Here is a 15,968-nt window from a genome sequence, read left to right as displayed (position 1 = left end):
CCTGTAGTAGGTAAGCGATGGGGTGACGCAGGAAGGTAGCTGGGCCAGTCAGTGGTTGTACTGGTGTAAGCCTGTAGGGCGAGTGATAGGCAAATCCGTCACTCATGAAGCCTGAGAGGTGATGCGTAGCCGATTGAGGCGAATTCAGTGATCCTATGCTGCCGAGAAAAGCCTCTAGTGAGTTGGTACACGGCCCGTACCCCAAACCGACACAGGTGGTCAGGTAGAGAATACTAAGGCGATCGAGAGAACTGTGGTTAAGGAACTCGGCAAAATGCCCCCGTAACTTCGGGAGAAGGGGGACCTCGTCTGGTGACGACCCTTGCGGTCTGAGCTGGGTGGGGTCGCAGAGACCAGAGAGAAGCGACTGTTTACTAAAAACACAGGTCCGTGCGAAGTCGTAAGACGATGTATACGGACTGACGCCTGCCCGGTGCCGGAAGGTTAAGAGGACCGGTTAGCGCTTCGGCGCGAAGCTGAGAATTTAAGCCCCGGTAAACGGCGGTGGTAACTATAACCATCCTAAGGTAGCGAAATTCCTTGTCGGGTAAGTTCCGACCTGCACGAATGGCGTAACGACTTCTCTGCTGTCTCAACCACAGACTCGGCGAAATTGCATTACGAGTAAAGATGCTCGTTACGCGCGGCAGGACGAAAAGACCCCGGGACCTTCACTATAGCTTGGTATTGGTGTTCGGTACGGTTTGTGTAGGATAGGTGGGAGACTGTGATCCAGGGACGCCAGTTTCTGGGGAGTCGTCGTTGAAATACCACTCTGATCGTATTGGACTTCTAACCTCGGACCATGATCTGGTTCAGGGACAGTGCCTGGTGGGTAGTTTAACTGGGGCGGTTGCCTCCCAAAATGTAACGGAGGCGCCCAAAGGTTCCCTCAGCCTGGTTGGCAATCAGGTGTCGAGTGCAAGTGCACAAGGGAGCTTGACTGTGAGAGCGACAGCTCGAGCAGGGACGAAAGTCGGGACTAGTGATCCGGCACCGGCAAGTGGAAGCGGTGTCGCTCAACGGATAAAAGGTACCCCGGGGATAACAGGCTGATCTTCCCCAAGAGTCCATATCGACGGGATGGTTTGGCACCTCGATGTCGGCTCGTCGCATCCTGGGGCTGGAGTAGGTCCCAAGGGTTGGGCTGTTCGCCCATTAAAGCGGCACGCGAGCTGGGTTTAGAACGTCGTGAGACAGTTCGGTCTCTATCCGCCGCGCGCGTTAAGAAACTTGAGGAAGGCTGTCCCTAGTACGAGAGGACCGGGACGGACGAACCTCTGGTGTGCCAGTTGTACTGCCAAGTGCACTGCTGGTTAGCTACGTTCGGAAGGGATAACCGCTGAAAGCATCTAAGCGGGAAGCCTGTTCCAAGATGAGGTTTCTCACCCCCTTCGAGGGGTTAAGGCCCCCCACAGACCATGGGGTTGATAGGCCAGAACTGGAAGCCCGGTAACGGGTGTAGGTGACTGGTACTAATCGGCCGAGGACTTACCAACAAAGAAGCTACGCGTCCACTGTGCAGTATCTGAAACAACACAGATACAGAAGCATTCGATTGCTCTCTGTGATCGTTTCATAGAGTTACGGCGGCTATAGCGGTGGGGAAACGCCCGGTCCCATTCCGAACCCGGAAGCTAAGGCCACCTGCGCCGATGGTACTGCACTCGACAGGGTGTGGGAGAGTAGGACACCGCCGGAACATCATTGCGAAAGGCCCCCAACAATGTTGGGGGCCTTTCCGCGTTGTCGGACCCTGCTCCGAAGCCTCGATCCCGCTAGACTCGTCGGGAAAGTCGCTGAGCGGCATTAGGGTTGGGGGAGCTTGCGATGGACATTGCCCACTGGAACGACCGGCGTCGCCGTGGATCTAAACCCTTCTGGATCTGGGGCACAATCCTTCTCGCCCTACCAGCTCTTTACGTCGGCGGCGGATTGAAGCACGTGTACGACAGCCGGGATCTGCCGAGGCTGTCTGTGCCCGTCGTAGGAACCTGTACCGACAGCACATCGACCGGGCCGAGGAATTTCGGAGCTCTGACGGTGAAGGCTTGCGCGGATCCTGCGGCCACCTTGAAGGTGGTCACGGTGGAGGTAAATCCCGAAGGTGTAAAACTTCACTGCAGTACTGGAGACGACTGGCGGCTCGCCATCTCTTCAGGGTGGGAAAAGGGCTGGATGAGCAACGACATCGTGAGTGCGTACGCCTGCCTGGAGTCGAACCTCATCCTGGGAACCTGTTATCTCCGTATCGGTCTCGCCCAATTTGCCCACGACCCGGCCTGTGGGAACACCTCTGCGCGATTCGACAGAAGGGTTGCGGCGAAGTCATGGGACGTCGCACGCGAGAAGTGCGGAGTGCGAGCCCCTGACCCACGCTGGCGTGAGTACAGCAAAATCGACCACTTCCACTTCTTCCACGCCACCGACAACGCCGTCTACTGCTTCGCCCCCATATCGTGAGCTGGGTGAACGCCCAGGTGCAGTCGAGTGGGACACCACCGGGGGGCTTACTCGGGCTTTGCCTCGGTTATGTCCCGCTTGCGGCTGCTCGACTATTCCTTGACGAGGATGGCGCGGGTGTAGAGGAGGTCGAAGCCGCGGCGTTGGGCGTTCTGTTGGGATTTGGAGCCGGGCTGGGTGGTGATGACGGCGATGTCACAGCCGGCCGTGGCAGCGCGCTCCAGACGTGCTGACAGCAGGGCGGATTGGACGCCGTGGCGGCGGTGGGTGGGGATAGTGGCCGCGCCGGTGAGCTGGGCGATGCCGCTGTGGTGGCGGACGCTGGCGCCACCGGCGATCTGGCCGTCTCGGATCGCTACATAGCGTTGGACGCCGGCGGTGGCGGTGAGGTCGCGCATGGCGCTCGCGATGATCTCGCGCGGGAACTCCTCGTGGGAGGCGACGCCTTGAGTGTCGGGGTGGGCGAATCCGTCGGCCACGATGTCGAGCCAGAGGTCGAATTCGGTGTCGTCGCTCGGACGCACCTCGATGCCCTCCGGAATCGCCGGAGTGGGAGGACCCGGTAGCGCACGGCCCAGGACGTTCTCGAAATTGACCAGGCGGTATCCACGCCCAGTGAGCAGTTCGGCGAAGGCTGGGTCGGCGAGCTGGGCGAGTTCGACTTGAATGGGCGAACCCACTGCCGCGTAGCGCTTTTCGATCTCGTCGAGTTCTTGGACGTTGGGCACGCCGTCGAAGCCCAGGCCCGCCACTTTGTTCAGCGGCGAGCCGGGCTCGGCGAAGGAGGCTACGCCGCCGGCGAGCGGGATCGTGAATCCCTCGCCCAGGCGTGCGGCCGCCGCGGAACTGCCGGTGGCGATCAGGTCGGTTTCGGCGCTTTCGATGCGGGCGGCGAGTTCGGTACTGCAGAACAGGGATCCGCTGGTCATCGGTGCAGGGTAGTCCGTGGGCGGAGCGCTGGACCACGCATTTTCGGGTGCGGGGCGGGTCGGGCGCCGGGTGCGTCGAAGGGGCAGCCGGCCAGGGCCTAAACTCGACCGGTGCGCCTTGTGATTGCTCGTTGCCAGGTTGATTACGTCGGTCGGCTTACCGCCCACCTGCCGATGGCCAAGCGGCTGTTGATGATCAAGAACGACGGGTCGGTGCTGGTGCACTCCGATGGCGGGTCGTACAAGCCGCTGAACTGGATGAGCCCGCCGTGCTGGCTGGAGGAGCGTGACGGGGACGCGCCCGAGGGGGCGAAGGCGCTGTGGGTGGTGACCAACAAGGCGGGCGAAGAGCTGCGGATCACCATCGAGGAGATCGAGCACGATTCCGCGCACGAACTCGGCGTCGATCCGGGGCTGGTGAAAGACGGTGTCGAGGCGCATCTTCAGGAGCTGCTGGCCGAGCATATCGAGACGCTCGGCCCGGGCTACTCCCTGATCCGTCGGGAGTACATGACCGCCATCGGCCCGGTGGACATTCTGTGCCGCAACGCCGACGGCGCCACCGTCGCCGTGGAGATCAAGCGCCGCGGCGAGATCGACGGCGTGGAGCAGTTGACTCGCTACCTGGAGCTGCTCAATCGCGATCCGCTGCTGGCGCCGGTCGTGGGTGTCTTCGCGGCCCAGCAGATCAAGCCGCAGGCCAAGACCCTCGCCGAGGACCGTGGAATCCGCTGCCTGACGCTGGATTACAACGCCCTACGCGGCACCGAGAGCAGCGAATTCCGGCTGTTCTGAGGGCGGTGACGGTACAGGCGCGCCGACCCGCACAGCCGGTCATAGCCGAAGGTTTGCGCGGCCGGGCGAGCACTTAGGCTTGAGGTATGCCTCGTCGGAAGCCACGCGCACAGAACCGGAACAGTAAGCCCGGTAGTGACGCGCTGGGCGAGGGCTTCCCGGCTGGATTCGAGCTCGGGAGGTCTGTCGACGGTCCCGATGGTGATTCCTATGTGGTGCGCACCATTCCTGGCAGCCGCGCTACCAAGACCTACCGCTGTCCCGGTTGCGATCACGAAATCGTTCCCGGCGTAGCCCATATCGTGGCTTGGCCGGCCTACGGCGGAGAAGAAGATCGCAGGCATTGGCACCGCGGCTGCTGGAACGGACGCCAGACCCGCCGCATCACGAGACGCTGGTCCTGACCGCGGTGTGAACACCGCAGATCAGGCACTGTCAACGTGCGGCGGGGCTGTCATCAGGCGCATCTAGCGAACGAGCAAGGGCCTTCTGCTTTCTAGATATACCGTAGGCCACTTCCGGCACATACACCTGGGTCGGTTTCGGGACAGTTGTGACAGTGAAACAGTCACCGCCCACCCTGTGGAAATTAGGAAGGCCGCCCCCTCGCGGGAGCGGCCTTCGATCGAATTATCTTGTGGGACTACAGCTTCAGCCGCATTCCCGCATCTGTGAAGTTGTCACAGTTGTCGCCCACGTGCGTCGTCGCCTGTGTACTTCTCCAGGGGTCAGGCGATGTCGGCGTTCTCGCGCTCGTCGGCGTCGATGTCCTCGTCCTCGGACGCGACCTCGGGGATGGCCTTGGTGCGGGAACCGGAGACCTGCTTGTTGCCGCCGCCGATCGACTTGCGCTGGTCCGGAACGCCGTCCAGCAGTTCGCTTTCCCGGTTGACCGCCGCCAGCATGGCCGGCACCGAGTCGAGCTGGCCGCGGATTCCGAGCAGCTGGGCCAGGACCCGGCCGCGCAGCACGCGCATCTCCTCGGCCAGTTCCTTGGCGTGCGCGATCTTGCGCTCGGAGGTCTGTGTGGCGGAGGTGATGAGACGGTTGGCCTCGTCGGTCGCGTCCTTGATCCGCTGTGCGGCCTCGGCGCGGCTGGTGGCCTCCAGCTCCTCCATGGCGCGGGTGAGCTTGGTGCGACGCTCGGCCATGGTGACTTCGAAGTCCTGCTGGGTCGCCTTGCGCTTGGCGTCGGCTTCCTTGCCGATACGGTCGGCCTCGGCCTGGGCGGCCTCGATGATCTTGGCGGACTCGGTACGCGCGTTCGCGAGGGTCTGCTCGAACTCGATCTCGAGCGCCTCGCGCTTCTCCTTCGTCTCCGCGAGCAGGGACTCGTACTTGCCCCGCATCTCGGTCGCCTGCTGCTCGGCGATCGAGACCATCTCGGCAGCCTCGGCCTGCGCCAGGGCGCGGACCTCGGAGGCCTCGTCGGAAGCCAGGCGCAGCATGCGCGAGATACGGTCGGACATGCCTTCCGCGGTGGTCGGCGGAACGGAGAGGCGATCGACCTCCTTGCGGAGCTCGTCGATCTCGTCCCGCGCGTCCTCCAGCTGGCTCGCGAGGTTCCGGGCCTGCGCCGCGGCGGCATCCCGGTCGGTAGCGGTGACCCTTAGTTCGGCGTCGAAGCGGTCGAAGTAGTTGCGTACCTCGTCTTGCGCATAACCCTTGCGCACAACGGTGAAGGGCAGTGCAACGAAGCGATTGCGATCGGACTCAGGTGACGACATGGCACACAAACTACAGCCTCATCGAACGTCATGGTGACTCGACCGCGAATGTGATTCCGAAGAAGTTTCCGGGCCCGATCTTGGTACTAGTGAGTAAGATTCGGGTTCGGCTCGACCAGCTCGATCAGCACACCGCCAGCATCCTTGGGGTGGATGAAATTGATGCGGGAATCGGCTGTTCCACGCCGCGGAGCGTCGTACAGCAAACGCAGACCACGATCACGTAAATAGGTAGAGACGGCCTCGATGTCGGTGACCCGATAGGCCAGTTGCTGCAGGCCGGGTCCGCTGCGATCGATGAACTTGGCGATGGTCGACTCCGCGTTGAGGGGAGCCAGCAACTGGATGGCAGTCGCCGAGTCCGCGGCGCCGGGCAGCGAAAGCATGGCCTCGTGCACGCCCTGCGACTCGTTGACCTCGCGATGTGTCTCGATCATGCCGAGGTTCTCGGCGTACCAGGCGATAGCGGTGTCCAGGTCCGGTACCGCGATGCCGACGTGATCGACGGCGATGACGTAGTCCCCCGGGATGAAACCGTGCTGATTTGAAGCTGTGCTCACTACTCGAACGTAGCTTGCCCTGGCTGCCTGTGGGGGAGCCGTACCAGTTACCGTGGAGTAGTTCCCCAGGAAAGCACAGAACAGCGAGGTCTAGTCGTGACTGCAACCGTCATCGTCTCCGGTGCTCGTACCCCGGTCGGCCGGCTGCTCGGCGGCCTCAAAGGCTTCACCGGGTCCGACCTCGGCGGTTTCGCCATCAAGGCGGCGCTGGAGAAGGGTGGCGTGGCGCCCGAGCAGGTCGACTACGTGATCATGGGCCAGGTGCTGACCGCGGGCGCGGGCCAGATCCCGGCGCGGCAGGCCGCGGTGGCCGCAGGCATCCCGATGGATGTGCCGGCGCTCACGCTGAACAAGGTGTGCCTGTCCGGCATCAACGCGATCGCCCTGGCGGATCAGCTGATTCGCGCGGGTGAGTACGACATCGTGGTCGCGGGCGGCCAGGAGTCCATGACCCAGGCCCCGCATCTGCTGGAGAAGTCCCGGGAGGGCTTCAAGTACGGCGATGTGACCATGCGTGACCACATGGCCTTCGACGGCCTGCACGACATCTTCACCGACCAGGCGATGGGCGCGCTGACCGAGACCCGCAACGACACCGACTCGGTGAGCCGCGCGGACCAGGACGCGTTCGCGGCGGCCTCGCACCAGCGTGCGGCGGCGGCCTGGAAGAACGGTGTCTTCGACGACGAGGTGGTGCCCGTCGCGGTGCCGCAGCGCAAGGGCGACCCGATCATGGTGAGCGCCGACGAGGGCATCCGGGCCGATACCACCGCCGAATCGCTGGCCAAGCTGCGCCCGGCGTTCCGCAAGGACGGCACCATCACCGCGGGCACCGCCTCGCAGATCTCCGACGGCGCGGCCGCGGTGGTCGTGATGAGCAAGGAGAAGGCGCAAGCTCTCGGCCTGACCTGGATCGCGGAGATCGGCAAGGCGGGCGTGGTCGCCGGCCCCGATTCGACCCTGCAGGACCAGCCGGCCAACGCCATCGCCAAAGCCTGTGAGCGCGAGGGCATCTCCCCCGCCGATCTGGACCTGGTGGAGATCAACGAAGCCTTCGCCGCCGTCGGCATCGCCTCGACCCGCAAACTCGGCATCGATCCGGAAAAGGTCAACGTCAACGGCGGCGCCATCGCCATCGGCCACCCCCTCGGCATGTCCGGCGCCCGCATCGTCCTGCACCTGGCCCTCGAACTGAAGCGCCGTGGCGGCGGCATCGGTGCGGCCGCGCTGTGCGGCGGCGGCGGTCAGGGCGACGCGCTGATCATCAAGGTCTAGGTGTGATGGGCTCAACTACGACGGGGCGTAGTGCATCCGGCACAATAGGGCGCATGGGCAATATTTTCGACCTCAGTACTGTCGCGAAGCGGTTCCGGTTCATCGCGGTGCTCGAGGCGATCTCCTGGTTGGGCCTGCTGATCGGTATGGCGTTCAAGTACAGCTGGTTGGGCCTGCCCGACCCGGGCAATGAAATCGGCGTGAAGATCTTCGGGCCGGTCCACGGCACGATCTTCATCCTGTTCCTGCTGTGCGCGTTGCTGACCGCGCGCGAGCTGGGCTGGAACGCCAAGACGACCATCCTGGCGCTGCTGTCGAGCATTCCGCCGTTCTTCACCGTGCTGTTCGAGGTCTGGGCCGTGCGTGCGGGCAAGCTGGGGGAGCTGAGCGCTACCGCCGGTACCCAGTCCGAGGCAGCCGTCGGCACCCGTTCGTGACAAACTGGAAACCGTGAATCGACCTGCCCCACGCCGTCCTTCGCCCGCCGTCGCCGCCGCAATGTCCGGTGCGGTGGATCTGTCCAGTTTGAAGCAGCCCCCCGCGGCTCCCGGCGGGGCCGCTCCCGGCGGCGATTACGCGGTCGGCGAGGCGGATTTCGAGACGAAGGTGCTGCGCCGGTCCGCTCAGCTGCCGGTGGTGGTCGCGCTGTTCTCACAGCGCAGCCCGGGCAGCGTCGAGCTGGTCCGCACACTGGAACGCCTGGTCGTCGAGGATGGTGGCTCCTGGGCGCTGGCCACCGTCGAGGCCGAGACCAATATGCGCATCGCGCAGGCGCTGCAGGTGCAGGGCATTCCCACGGTGGTCGCGATTGCGGGCGGCCGTCCGCTCGCCGATTTCGAGGGCGCGCAGCCGGAACCACAGGTGCGGCAGTGGCTGAACGCGGTCGTCGACGCGGTCGCGGGCAAGCTGCCCGGAGACGGCGGCGGGGACGAGGCCCAGCCGGAACCCGAGGACCCGCGTTTCACCGCAGCCGAGGAAGCCCTGGAGCGCGGCGACCTGGCCGGCGCCGAAGCAGCCTACGAGGCGATCATCGCCGCCGAGCCGACCAATGAAGAAGCCAAGTCCGCCCTCCGCCAGCTCCGTTTCCTGGCCCGCGCACAATCCATCCCGGACTCGGTCCTCTCCACCTCCGACGCGGACCCCGGCAACGTCGACGCCGCACTGGACGCCGCCGATGTCGAAATGCTGAACCAGCGCCCCGAAGCATCCTTCGACCGCCTGATCGCCCTGATCAAGCGCACCGCGGGCGACGACCGCACCAAGGCCCGCACCCGCCTCCTCGAACTCTTCGAACTCTTCGACCCGGCCGAGTCTTTCGTCGTCGCCGCCCGCCGCAAACTCGCTACCGCCCTGTACTGAGAACACCTTTCGCCCTAGACCTCACCCACTGAACGGTCACGTCACCCATGCGACCGCAGGTGTGAAGTCACGCACACAGGTGTGAAGTCGCGCGAGCACGCCATTCGTCCCAGAGGTCACACGTCAGGTTTAGAAGCGGATGTGCTTCGCGGTGACCAGGGCTCGGCGGAGGTTGGCGCGGAGCGGGCTGTCGGTGTTGGGGGTGAGGGGTAGGGCGGTCGAGGTGGCGATGTGGTCGGCGACGTCGGGGATGGTGATGTGGTCGGTGTGGATGTGCTCGGCGAAGTCGGGGTGTTGCAGGGCATCGAGGCAGTGAGTGATGCGGTCGAGGGCGAAGCCTTCGAAGCGCAGACCGAAGCCGCCGCGTTTGCGGAGGCGGTTGCGGACGGTTTCCTGGTCTGCCAGGAGGGTGAAATGCCGGACGTCGTGGCCGGTTTCGCGGAGTCGGCCGACGGTTTCGGCGAAGTAGGCGGGGTTTACGACGGTCATGGGGGCGATGACGACGCCGTCGTGTTTGCTGAGTACCAGGTCGAGGACTTCGAAGACGCCCTGTCGCCAGGCGGGAAGGTCCTGGAAGTCGTCGCGTAGTTCCTTGGGCATCGTGCGGTGCAGGCCGAAGCCGACCATTTCCGGGTCGCAGACGACGCTGCCGGGTAGGCGGCGGTGCAATTCGAACGCGGTCTGGGTCTTGCCGCCGCCGAAGGGGCCGTTGATCCACACGAGCATGATCGACACAGTACCGACGGCGTGGAAGTAGGCAGGTAGGGCGAATTCCGGCCGGTCAGGCCGGTGGCCCGGCGAGCCAGATGGCGCTGTGGGGGGCGAGTGTGACGGCGGCGGAGCAGGGCCGGCCGTGCCAGGGGATGTCCTCCGTTTGCACGGTGCCGAGGTTGCCGAGGCCGGAGCCGCCGTAGTCGGCGGCGTCGGTGTTGAGGATTTCGGTCCATGCGCCGCGCGTCGGCAGACCGACCCGGTAGTCGGCCTGCTCCGCGCCGGAGAAGTTGTAGACGCAGGCGACCATCGATCCGTCGGAGCCGTGCCGCAGGAAGGCGAAGACGTTGCGGTCGCGGTCGTCGGCTTCGATCCAGGAGTAGCCGCCGGGTGTGGTGTCCTGGGTCCACAGCGCCGGATGCGCGCGATAGACCTGGTTCAAGGACCGGACGGCTGACGCAATGCCTTGGTGCAGTGGGTTTTCCAGCTCCTGCCAGTCCAGGCCGCGCTCGTGCGACCATTCCCGGAACTGGCCGAAGTCCTGGCCCATGAACAGCAGTTGCTTACCGGGATGGGCCCACATGTAGGCCAGGAGCGCGCGCACACCACCGGCCTTGGCGAAGTCGTCGCCGGGCATCCGGGTCCACAGTGTGCCTTTGCCGTGCACGACCTCGTCGTGGCTGATCGGGAGGACGTAGTTCTCGCTCCAGGCGTAAGTCAGCGCGAAGGTGAGTTCGTTGTGGTGCCAGCTGCGGTGGATCGGATCGCGGCCGAGGTAGCCCAGCGTGTCGTGCATCCAGCCCATATTCCATTTCATGGTGAAGCCGAGACCGCCGACGTCGGTGCCGCGGGTGACGCCGGGCCAGGTGGTGGATTCCTCGGCGATGGTGACGACGCCGGGGTGATGGCGGTGCACAGTGTCGTTGAGCTGCTGCAGGAAGTCCACGGCCTCCAGGTTTTCCCGGCCGCCGTGGATGTTGGGTTGCCAATCCCCTTCGGGGCGTGAGTAATCCAGGTAGAGCATGGACGCGACAGCATCGACCCGCAGGCCGTCGATATGGAACTCTTCGATCCAGTAGCGCGCGTTGGCGACCAGGAAGTTGCGGACCTCGTTTCGGCCGAAGTCGAAAACGTATGTGCCCCAATCGAGTTGCTCGCCACGGCGGGGATCGGCGTGCTCGTAGAGCGGGGTGCCGTCGAAGCGGGCCAGCGCCCACTCATCGCGCGGGAAGTGTGCGGGCACCCAGTCCAGCAGCACGCCGATGCCCGCGGCATGCATGCGGTCGACGAAGGCGCGGAAGTCGTCGGGTGCGCCGAAACGTGCGGTGGGGGCGTAATAGGAGGTGACTTGATATCCCCAGGAGCCGCCGAAGGGGTGTTCGGCGATGGGGAGCAGTTCGATGTGCGTGTACCCGGCCGCTTGCACGTATTCGACGAGCTGATCGGCGATTTCGCGATAACCGAGGCCGGGCCGCCACGAGCCGAGATGCACTTCGTAGACGCTCATCGGCGCGCGGGTGGGGTCGACGCCGGCCCGCTGCTTCAGCCAATCCTCGTCCTGCCAGACGAAACTGGTTTCGGTGACCACCGATGCGGTCGCGGGCGGCAGCTCGGTCGCGAAGGCCATCGGGTCGGCGTGGTCGACGGTGCGGCCGTCCGCGCCGTGTACCCGGAACTTGTACTTCGTGCCCACCTCGACGCCCGGTACGAACACCTCCCAGATGCCGGAGGAGCCGAGTGCGCGCATCGGTGCGGTCTGCCCGCCCCAGCTGTCGAAGTCGCCGAACACGGTGACGCCCCGGGCATTCGGCGCCCACACCGCGAACGAGGTGCCGGTCACCGCGCCATCGAGGGTGGTGTAGCGCTGGGGATGGGCGCCGAGCACCTCCCACAGATGTTCGTGGCGGCCCTGACCGATCAGATGGAGATCGAGCTCGCCGACCGTGGGCAGGAAGCGGTAGCCGTCGGCGCTCAGAACCGTCGGGCCGCCGGGGTAGGTGGCGTAGATCCGATAGTCCTGCAACTCCGGATAGGGCAGTGTCGCGGCAAAAAGGCCATGCCCCAATGATTTCAGCTCATGGTCGACACCGCCGACCCGGACCGCCACGGTCTCGGCGTTCGGGCGGAGCGCCCGCACGATCGTGCCGTCCGGATGTGGGTGCGCGCCCAGCACCGTGTGCGGATCGGGGTGCGTGCCCGCGGCCAGCAGCATCAGATCCCGGCGGCTGGTTGTCATCCGAAGGTCCTGCGGTAGGCCAGTTCGGTGCGGGCCCGCTGTGGCACCGGCGGCAGCGCGATGACGTGGGCGACCGCCTTCGACGGGTCCAGGCGGATGTAATTGCTTTGCGCCCAGTGGTATTCCTCGCCGGTGATCTCGTCGGTCACCACCGGGTGGTCGTGCCATTCGCGGCCGATGGCGGGCAGATCCAGGGACAGGAAGCCGTGTTCGGCCGCATAGGGATTCAAGTTGATCACCACCAGGACAGCGTCGCCGCTCGCGGGATCGATCTTGGAGAAGGCCAGCAGGGCGTCGTTGTCGATCTGGTGGAAGTGGATGCAGCGCAGCTGCTGCAACGCGGGGTGGTTGCGGCGGATCTCGTTGAGCCGGGTGATCCACGGCTCCAGCGATTCTCCGCGCGCCAAGGCTTCGGCGAAGGGGCGCGGGCGGAGTTCGTACTTCTCCGAGTCGAGATATTCCTCGCTGCCGGGACGCACCGCCTGGTGCTCGAAGAGCTCGAAGCCGGAATAGACGCCCCAGGTGGGTGCCAGAGTGGCGGCGAGGGTGGCGCGGATGGCGAACATGCCGGGCCCGCCGTGCTGCAGGCTCTCGTGCAGGATGTCGGGGGTGTTGACGAACAGGTTCGGTCTGGCCTCGTCGGCCTTGGCGGCGAGCTCGTAGCCGAACTCGGCCAGCTCCCATTTGTGCACGCGCCAGGTGAAATACGTGTAGGACTGCGTGAATCCGCGCCGCGCCAGACCGTAGAGGCGGGCGGGGCGAGTGAACGCCTCGGACAGGAAGAGCACGTCAGGGTCGCTGCGGCGGACCCGTGCGATCAGCCATTCCCAGAAATCGGCGGGCTTGGTGTGCGGGTTGTCGACCCGGAAGATCTTGACGCCCAGCGCGATCCAGTGCCGGACGACGCGCAGCACCTCGGCGTACAGGCCGTCGGGGTCGTTGTCGAAGTTGACCGGGTAGATGTCCTGGTACTTCTTCGGCGGGTTCTCGGCGAAGGCGATGGTGCCGTCGGGCAGGGTGGTGAACCATTCCGGATGCGCGGCCACCCAGGGGTGGTCGGGTGCGCATTGCAGGGCCAGGTCCAGGGCGATCTCCAGACCCGATTGCTTTGCGGCGGCCACGAATTCGGTGAAGTCGGCTTCGGTGCCCAGCTCCGGATGGATGGCGTCGTGCCCGCCCGCGGCGGAGCCGATCGCCCACGGCGAACCCACGTCGCCGGGCTCGGCGACCAGGGAGTTGTTGCGGCCCTTGCGATTCACCGCACCGATCGGGTGGATCGGCGGCAGGTACACCACGTCGAAACCCATGGCGGCGATGCGCGGCAGGTCCTTCGTCGCGGTCGCGAAGGTCCCGTGTACGGGGTTGCCGTCGGCGTCGCGGCCCCCGGTGGACCGCGGGAAGAATTCGTACCAGGAACCGAACAGTGCCCGCTGCCGATCGACCTGAACGGTGTGCTGCGGCCCGCGGGTCACCATGTCGCGCAGCGGGGTCGCACGCAGGATCTCGGCGACCTCCTCGGTGAACGCGGGCGCCACCCGGGCCGGCAACTGCTCGTCGCCGCGCAGGGCGGCCGCGGCCGCGCGCAGTCGCTCGAACTGTTTCTTCGGCACGGCCTGCGCGGCCCGCTCGAACAGGCGCGCGCCGAGTTCCAGATCGTTGGCCAGGTCGGCGGCGCTCTGCCCGACGGCCAGCTTCGCCTCCACCGCATGCCGCCAGGTCGCGATCGGATCGCTCCAGCCTTCGACGCGGAAGGTCCAGGCGCCGGGCTGATGCGGGACGAACACCGCGTTGAATACGTCCGGCTGGTAATCCGGCGCCATCGGGATGCGGGTGACCCGTGCGGACCCCGGGCCGCGCACCGCCAGCGTGGCGGCGACCGCGTCGTGCCCCTCGCGCCACACCACGGCACGGACCGGGAACACCTCACCCACCACGGCCTTGGCCGGGTACCCGCCGGGGATGGATGGGGCGGTGTCATCGATGGCGATGCGGCCGGTCACGACGACCAACCTACCGGGTGCGATGCGGTCAGCGTGCGTCCGCGGCCAGACCGAGGCCGAGCGCGACCAAGATCGCCCCGAGCGCCCGCTCCACCCGCTGCCGGATCCCGGTTCGGCGCAACCAGCCACCGGCCTTGTCGGCCGCCACTACCACCCCGACACACCACGCGGTGTCGATGACCAGCTGAATCACCGCGAGAATCAGCACCGTCGGCAGCACCGGGCCGGTGGCAGGCAGGAACTGCGGCAGGATCGTCAGCCCGAACACCGCCGCCTTCGGGTTGGCCGCGATGGAGACCAGCGAGGCGCGGAAGGCCGACCCGGGGGTGCGCCCCGACGGCAGCAGCCCGGTCATCGTCGCCCCGAATTCGCGGTCGTCTTTCGCGCCCCGCCAAGCCTGCACGCCGAGCCAGATCAGCACGACCGCGCCGACGACATGCACGGCGGTGTTGAGATACCGGTTGGCGACCAGCAGCACGGACAGCCCCGCGCCACCCGCCAGCGTCCAGGCGAAGACGCCGATCTCATTGCCGGCGACGGCCGCCAGTCCGGCGCGTCGTCCGTCCCGCAGCGCACGCTGTAAAAACAGCGCCGTTGCTGGACCGGGGAGCGCCGCCAGAATCAAGCAGGCCAGCAGAAATTGGGGGAGGACCTCAACCCAGTGCGGCATCAGCCGATGCTGTCACGCGGGCCTCCGGTGCGCGAGCGAATTTCCGCCGGGCAGCCGCGCCGCGTTCCCGAACGCGTCGACCCGTCAGCGCAGGCCCTCGAGGAGCCGGTTCAGGCAGGAGATGACTTCGGGCAAGGCTTCGGGGTCGTCTTGCGACGCCAGCCAGAGGGCGGATTCGTTCATCGCGCCGGAGAGCAGGTGGGTGAGCGGTGTGATCGGTTGCGGGGGCAGGATTTTCGCGTCGACCAGGGATTGCAGGGCTTCGCCGAGGTGGCGGGCGGAGCTGGCCTCGTCGAGGGCGCGCCATTCGTGCCAGCCGAGGACGGCGGGGCCGTCGATCAGCATGATGCGCTGGATCTCCGGGTCGGTGCAGACGGTCAGGAAAGTGGCGCAGCCGGTGAGGAGTTGACGCCAAGGGTCGGATTCGGCCTCGGCCGCCGCCGCGACGCGGTCGCCGACCTCGTGCTGCACCTGTTCCAGGACGGCGCGGAAGACCTCGGTTTTGCTGGCGAAGTTGTGGTACAGCGCGCCCTTGGTGACGCCGGCGGCGCTGACGATCTCCGAGAGACCCACCGCGCCATAGCCTTTCGCGGCGAACAGGCGCCGGCTCTCGCGCAGCAGGGTGCGCCGGGTTTCCTCGCGCTGCTGGGTGCGCAGGGTGCTCGCCATCACAAACTCCTCCCGTTGACATACCGATGGTACGTCAACTAGCTTAACTCACATACCAACGGTACGTGAAAGGTGAACATCATGAAAATGACCGGCTTCTACCCTGTGATCGGCACCGACAAGATCGCCGAGAGCCGTGACTTCTACACCAAGTGGATGGGCTTCGAGATCACCTTCGAGGCAGACTGGTACGTCAGCCTGCGCCGTGAGCGCGACGATCGGTCCGACGAGATCGCGCTGCTGGACTACACCCATCCGACCGTCCCGGCCGCCTACCGCAAGCCGGTGCAGGGCCTGCTGCTGAACTTCGAGGTCGAGGACGTCGACGCGGAGTGGGAGCGGATGGTCGTGCAGGGCGGCATGCGGGCCGAGCTGGAGATCCGCTCGGAGGGCTTCGGCCAGCGCCACTTCATCGTCGCCGACCCGAGCGGCGTGCTGCTCGACGTGATCATGGAGATCGCCCCGTCGGCGGAGTACGCCGACCAGTTCAGCCCCGAGTACGCCGCCGAGCTCGCCGCGAAGACCGGCGAGTGAGCGGCGGGGCTGCGGCGTCTGCACTGACCTGGGGGATTCG

General features: G+C 65.8%; 15 protein-coding genes and 2 rRNA genes (1 of these 17 cut by a window edge). 9 read left to right on the top strand and 8 right to left on the bottom strand.

Annotation, left to right across the window (positions count from 1 at the left end; translation table 11 throughout):
* The 3 genes from AB0M14_RS09605 to AB0M14_RS09595 all read left to right on the top strand — a co-directional run.
* Nucleotides 1–1,499 (top strand): 23S ribosomal RNA (locus AB0M14_RS09605); it begins 1,388 nt to the left of the window's first position.
* 86 nt (nt 1,500–1,585) lie between these two features.
* Nucleotides 1,586–1,702 (top strand): 5S ribosomal RNA (gene rrf / locus AB0M14_RS09600).
* 128 nt (nt 1,703–1,830) lie between these two features.
* Nucleotides 1,831–2,463, top strand: a complete 633-nt coding sequence (locus AB0M14_RS09595) for a hypothetical protein (protein ID WP_364991144.1) — start codon at nt 1,831–1,833, stop codon at nt 2,461–2,463.
* 92 nt (nt 2,464–2,555) lie between these two features.
* Here the strand turns inward: AB0M14_RS09595 and AB0M14_RS09590 are convergent, their stop codons facing one another.
* Nucleotides 2,556–3,377, bottom strand: coding sequence for a GNAT family N-acetyltransferase (locus AB0M14_RS09590; RefSeq protein ID WP_364991433.1), 822 nt, complete (start codon nt 3,375–3,377; stop codon nt 2,556–2,558).
* A 126-nt stretch (nt 3,378–3,503) separates the two neighbouring features.
* Between AB0M14_RS09590 and nucS the strand changes: the two genes are divergently transcribed.
* Nucleotides 3,504–4,187, top strand: coding sequence for an endonuclease NucS (gene nucS / locus AB0M14_RS09585; protein WP_364991141.1), 684 nt, complete (start codon nt 3,504–3,506; stop codon nt 4,185–4,187).
* Nucleotides 4,188–4,273: 86 nt separating this feature from the next.
* Entirely contained in the window at nt 4,274–4,591 is a 318-nt protein-coding gene (locus AB0M14_RS09580; protein WP_364991138.1) for an ATP/GTP-binding protein, read from the top strand.
* A gap of 324 nt (nt 4,592–4,915) precedes the next feature.
* Here the strand turns inward: AB0M14_RS09580 and AB0M14_RS09575 are convergent, their stop codons facing one another.
* Entirely contained in the window at nt 4,916–5,914 is a 999-nt protein-coding gene (locus AB0M14_RS09575; protein WP_364991135.1) for a hypothetical protein, read from the bottom strand.
* An 86-nt stretch (nt 5,915–6,000) separates the two neighbouring features.
* Nucleotides 6,001–6,474, bottom strand: coding sequence for a methylmalonyl-CoA epimerase (gene mce, locus AB0M14_RS09570; RefSeq protein WP_364991132.1), 474 nt, complete (start codon nt 6,472–6,474; stop codon nt 6,001–6,003).
* 96 nt (nt 6,475–6,570) lie between these two features.
* Between mce and AB0M14_RS09565 the strand changes: the two genes are divergently transcribed.
* The 3 genes from AB0M14_RS09565 (at nt 6,571) to AB0M14_RS09555 (ending at nt 9,108) form a co-directional block, all read left to right on the top strand.
* Nucleotides 6,571–7,749 (top strand): acetyl-CoA C-acetyltransferase, encoded by a 1,179-nt coding sequence (locus AB0M14_RS09565; protein ID WP_364991128.1) that lies wholly within the window; start codon nt 6,571–6,573, stop codon nt 7,747–7,749.
* A gap of 53 nt (nt 7,750–7,802) precedes the next feature.
* Nucleotides 7,803–8,186, top strand: a complete 384-nt coding sequence (locus tag AB0M14_RS09560) for a DUF3817 domain-containing protein (protein WP_364991125.1) — start codon at nt 7,803–7,805, stop codon at nt 8,184–8,186.
* 61 nt (nt 8,187–8,247) lie between these two features.
* Nucleotides 8,248–9,108 (top strand): tetratricopeptide repeat protein, encoded by an 861-nt coding sequence (locus AB0M14_RS09555; RefSeq protein WP_364991430.1) that lies wholly within the window; start codon nt 8,248–8,250, stop codon nt 9,106–9,108.
* A 129-nt stretch (nt 9,109–9,237) separates the two neighbouring features.
* On the opposite strand, the gene AB0M14_RS09550 is transcribed toward AB0M14_RS09555, so the two are convergent.
* The 5 genes from AB0M14_RS09550 to AB0M14_RS09530 form a co-directional block, all read right to left on the bottom strand.
* On the bottom strand, nt 9,238–9,834 hold the full coding sequence (locus AB0M14_RS09550; RefSeq protein ID WP_364991122.1) for an AAA family ATPase: 597 nt from the start codon (nt 9,832–9,834) through the stop codon (nt 9,238–9,240).
* Between the two features lie 55 nt (nt 9,835–9,889).
* Nucleotides 9,890–12,055, bottom strand: a complete 2,166-nt coding sequence (glgB, locus tag AB0M14_RS09545) for a 1,4-alpha-glucan branching protein GlgB (protein ID WP_364991118.1) — start codon at nt 12,053–12,055, stop codon at nt 9,890–9,892.
* A complete protein-coding gene (locus AB0M14_RS09540) occupies nt 12,052–14,055 on the bottom strand; it encodes an alpha-1,4-glucan--maltose-1-phosphate maltosyltransferase (protein WP_364991115.1) in 2,004 nt (667 codons plus the stop codon). The genes glgB and AB0M14_RS09540 overlap by 4 nt, the downstream gene beginning before the upstream one ends.
* Nucleotides 14,056–14,083: 28 nt before the next feature.
* Nucleotides 14,084–14,725 carry a LysE family translocator gene (locus tag AB0M14_RS09535; RefSeq protein ID WP_364991112.1) on the bottom strand — a complete coding sequence of 214 codons (642 nt, stop codon included), beginning with the start codon at nt 14,723–14,725 and terminating at the stop codon, nt 14,084–14,086.
* Between the two features lie 84 nt (nt 14,726–14,809).
* A complete protein-coding gene (locus tag AB0M14_RS09530) occupies nt 14,810–15,394 on the bottom strand; it encodes a TetR/AcrR family transcriptional regulator (RefSeq protein WP_364991109.1) in 585 nt (194 codons plus the stop codon).
* Nucleotides 15,395–15,475: 81 nt separating this feature from the next.
* Here AB0M14_RS09530 and AB0M14_RS09525 point away from each other — a divergent pair, with 81 nt between their 5' ends.
* Complete coding sequence (locus tag AB0M14_RS09525; protein WP_364991106.1) at nt 15,476–15,928, top strand: VOC family protein; 453 nt, start codon at nt 15,476–15,478, stop codon at nt 15,926–15,928.
* Nucleotides 15,929–15,968 lie beyond the last annotated feature (40 nt).

It is taken from the genome of Nocardia sp. NPDC051832, assembly GCF_040681285.1.
Taxonomy (GTDB): Bacteria; Actinomycetota; Actinomycetes; order Mycobacteriales; family Mycobacteriaceae; genus Nocardia.
The sequence above is the reverse complement of the archived record's forward strand: the minus strand, read 5'-3'. Positions and strand labels throughout refer to the sequence as shown.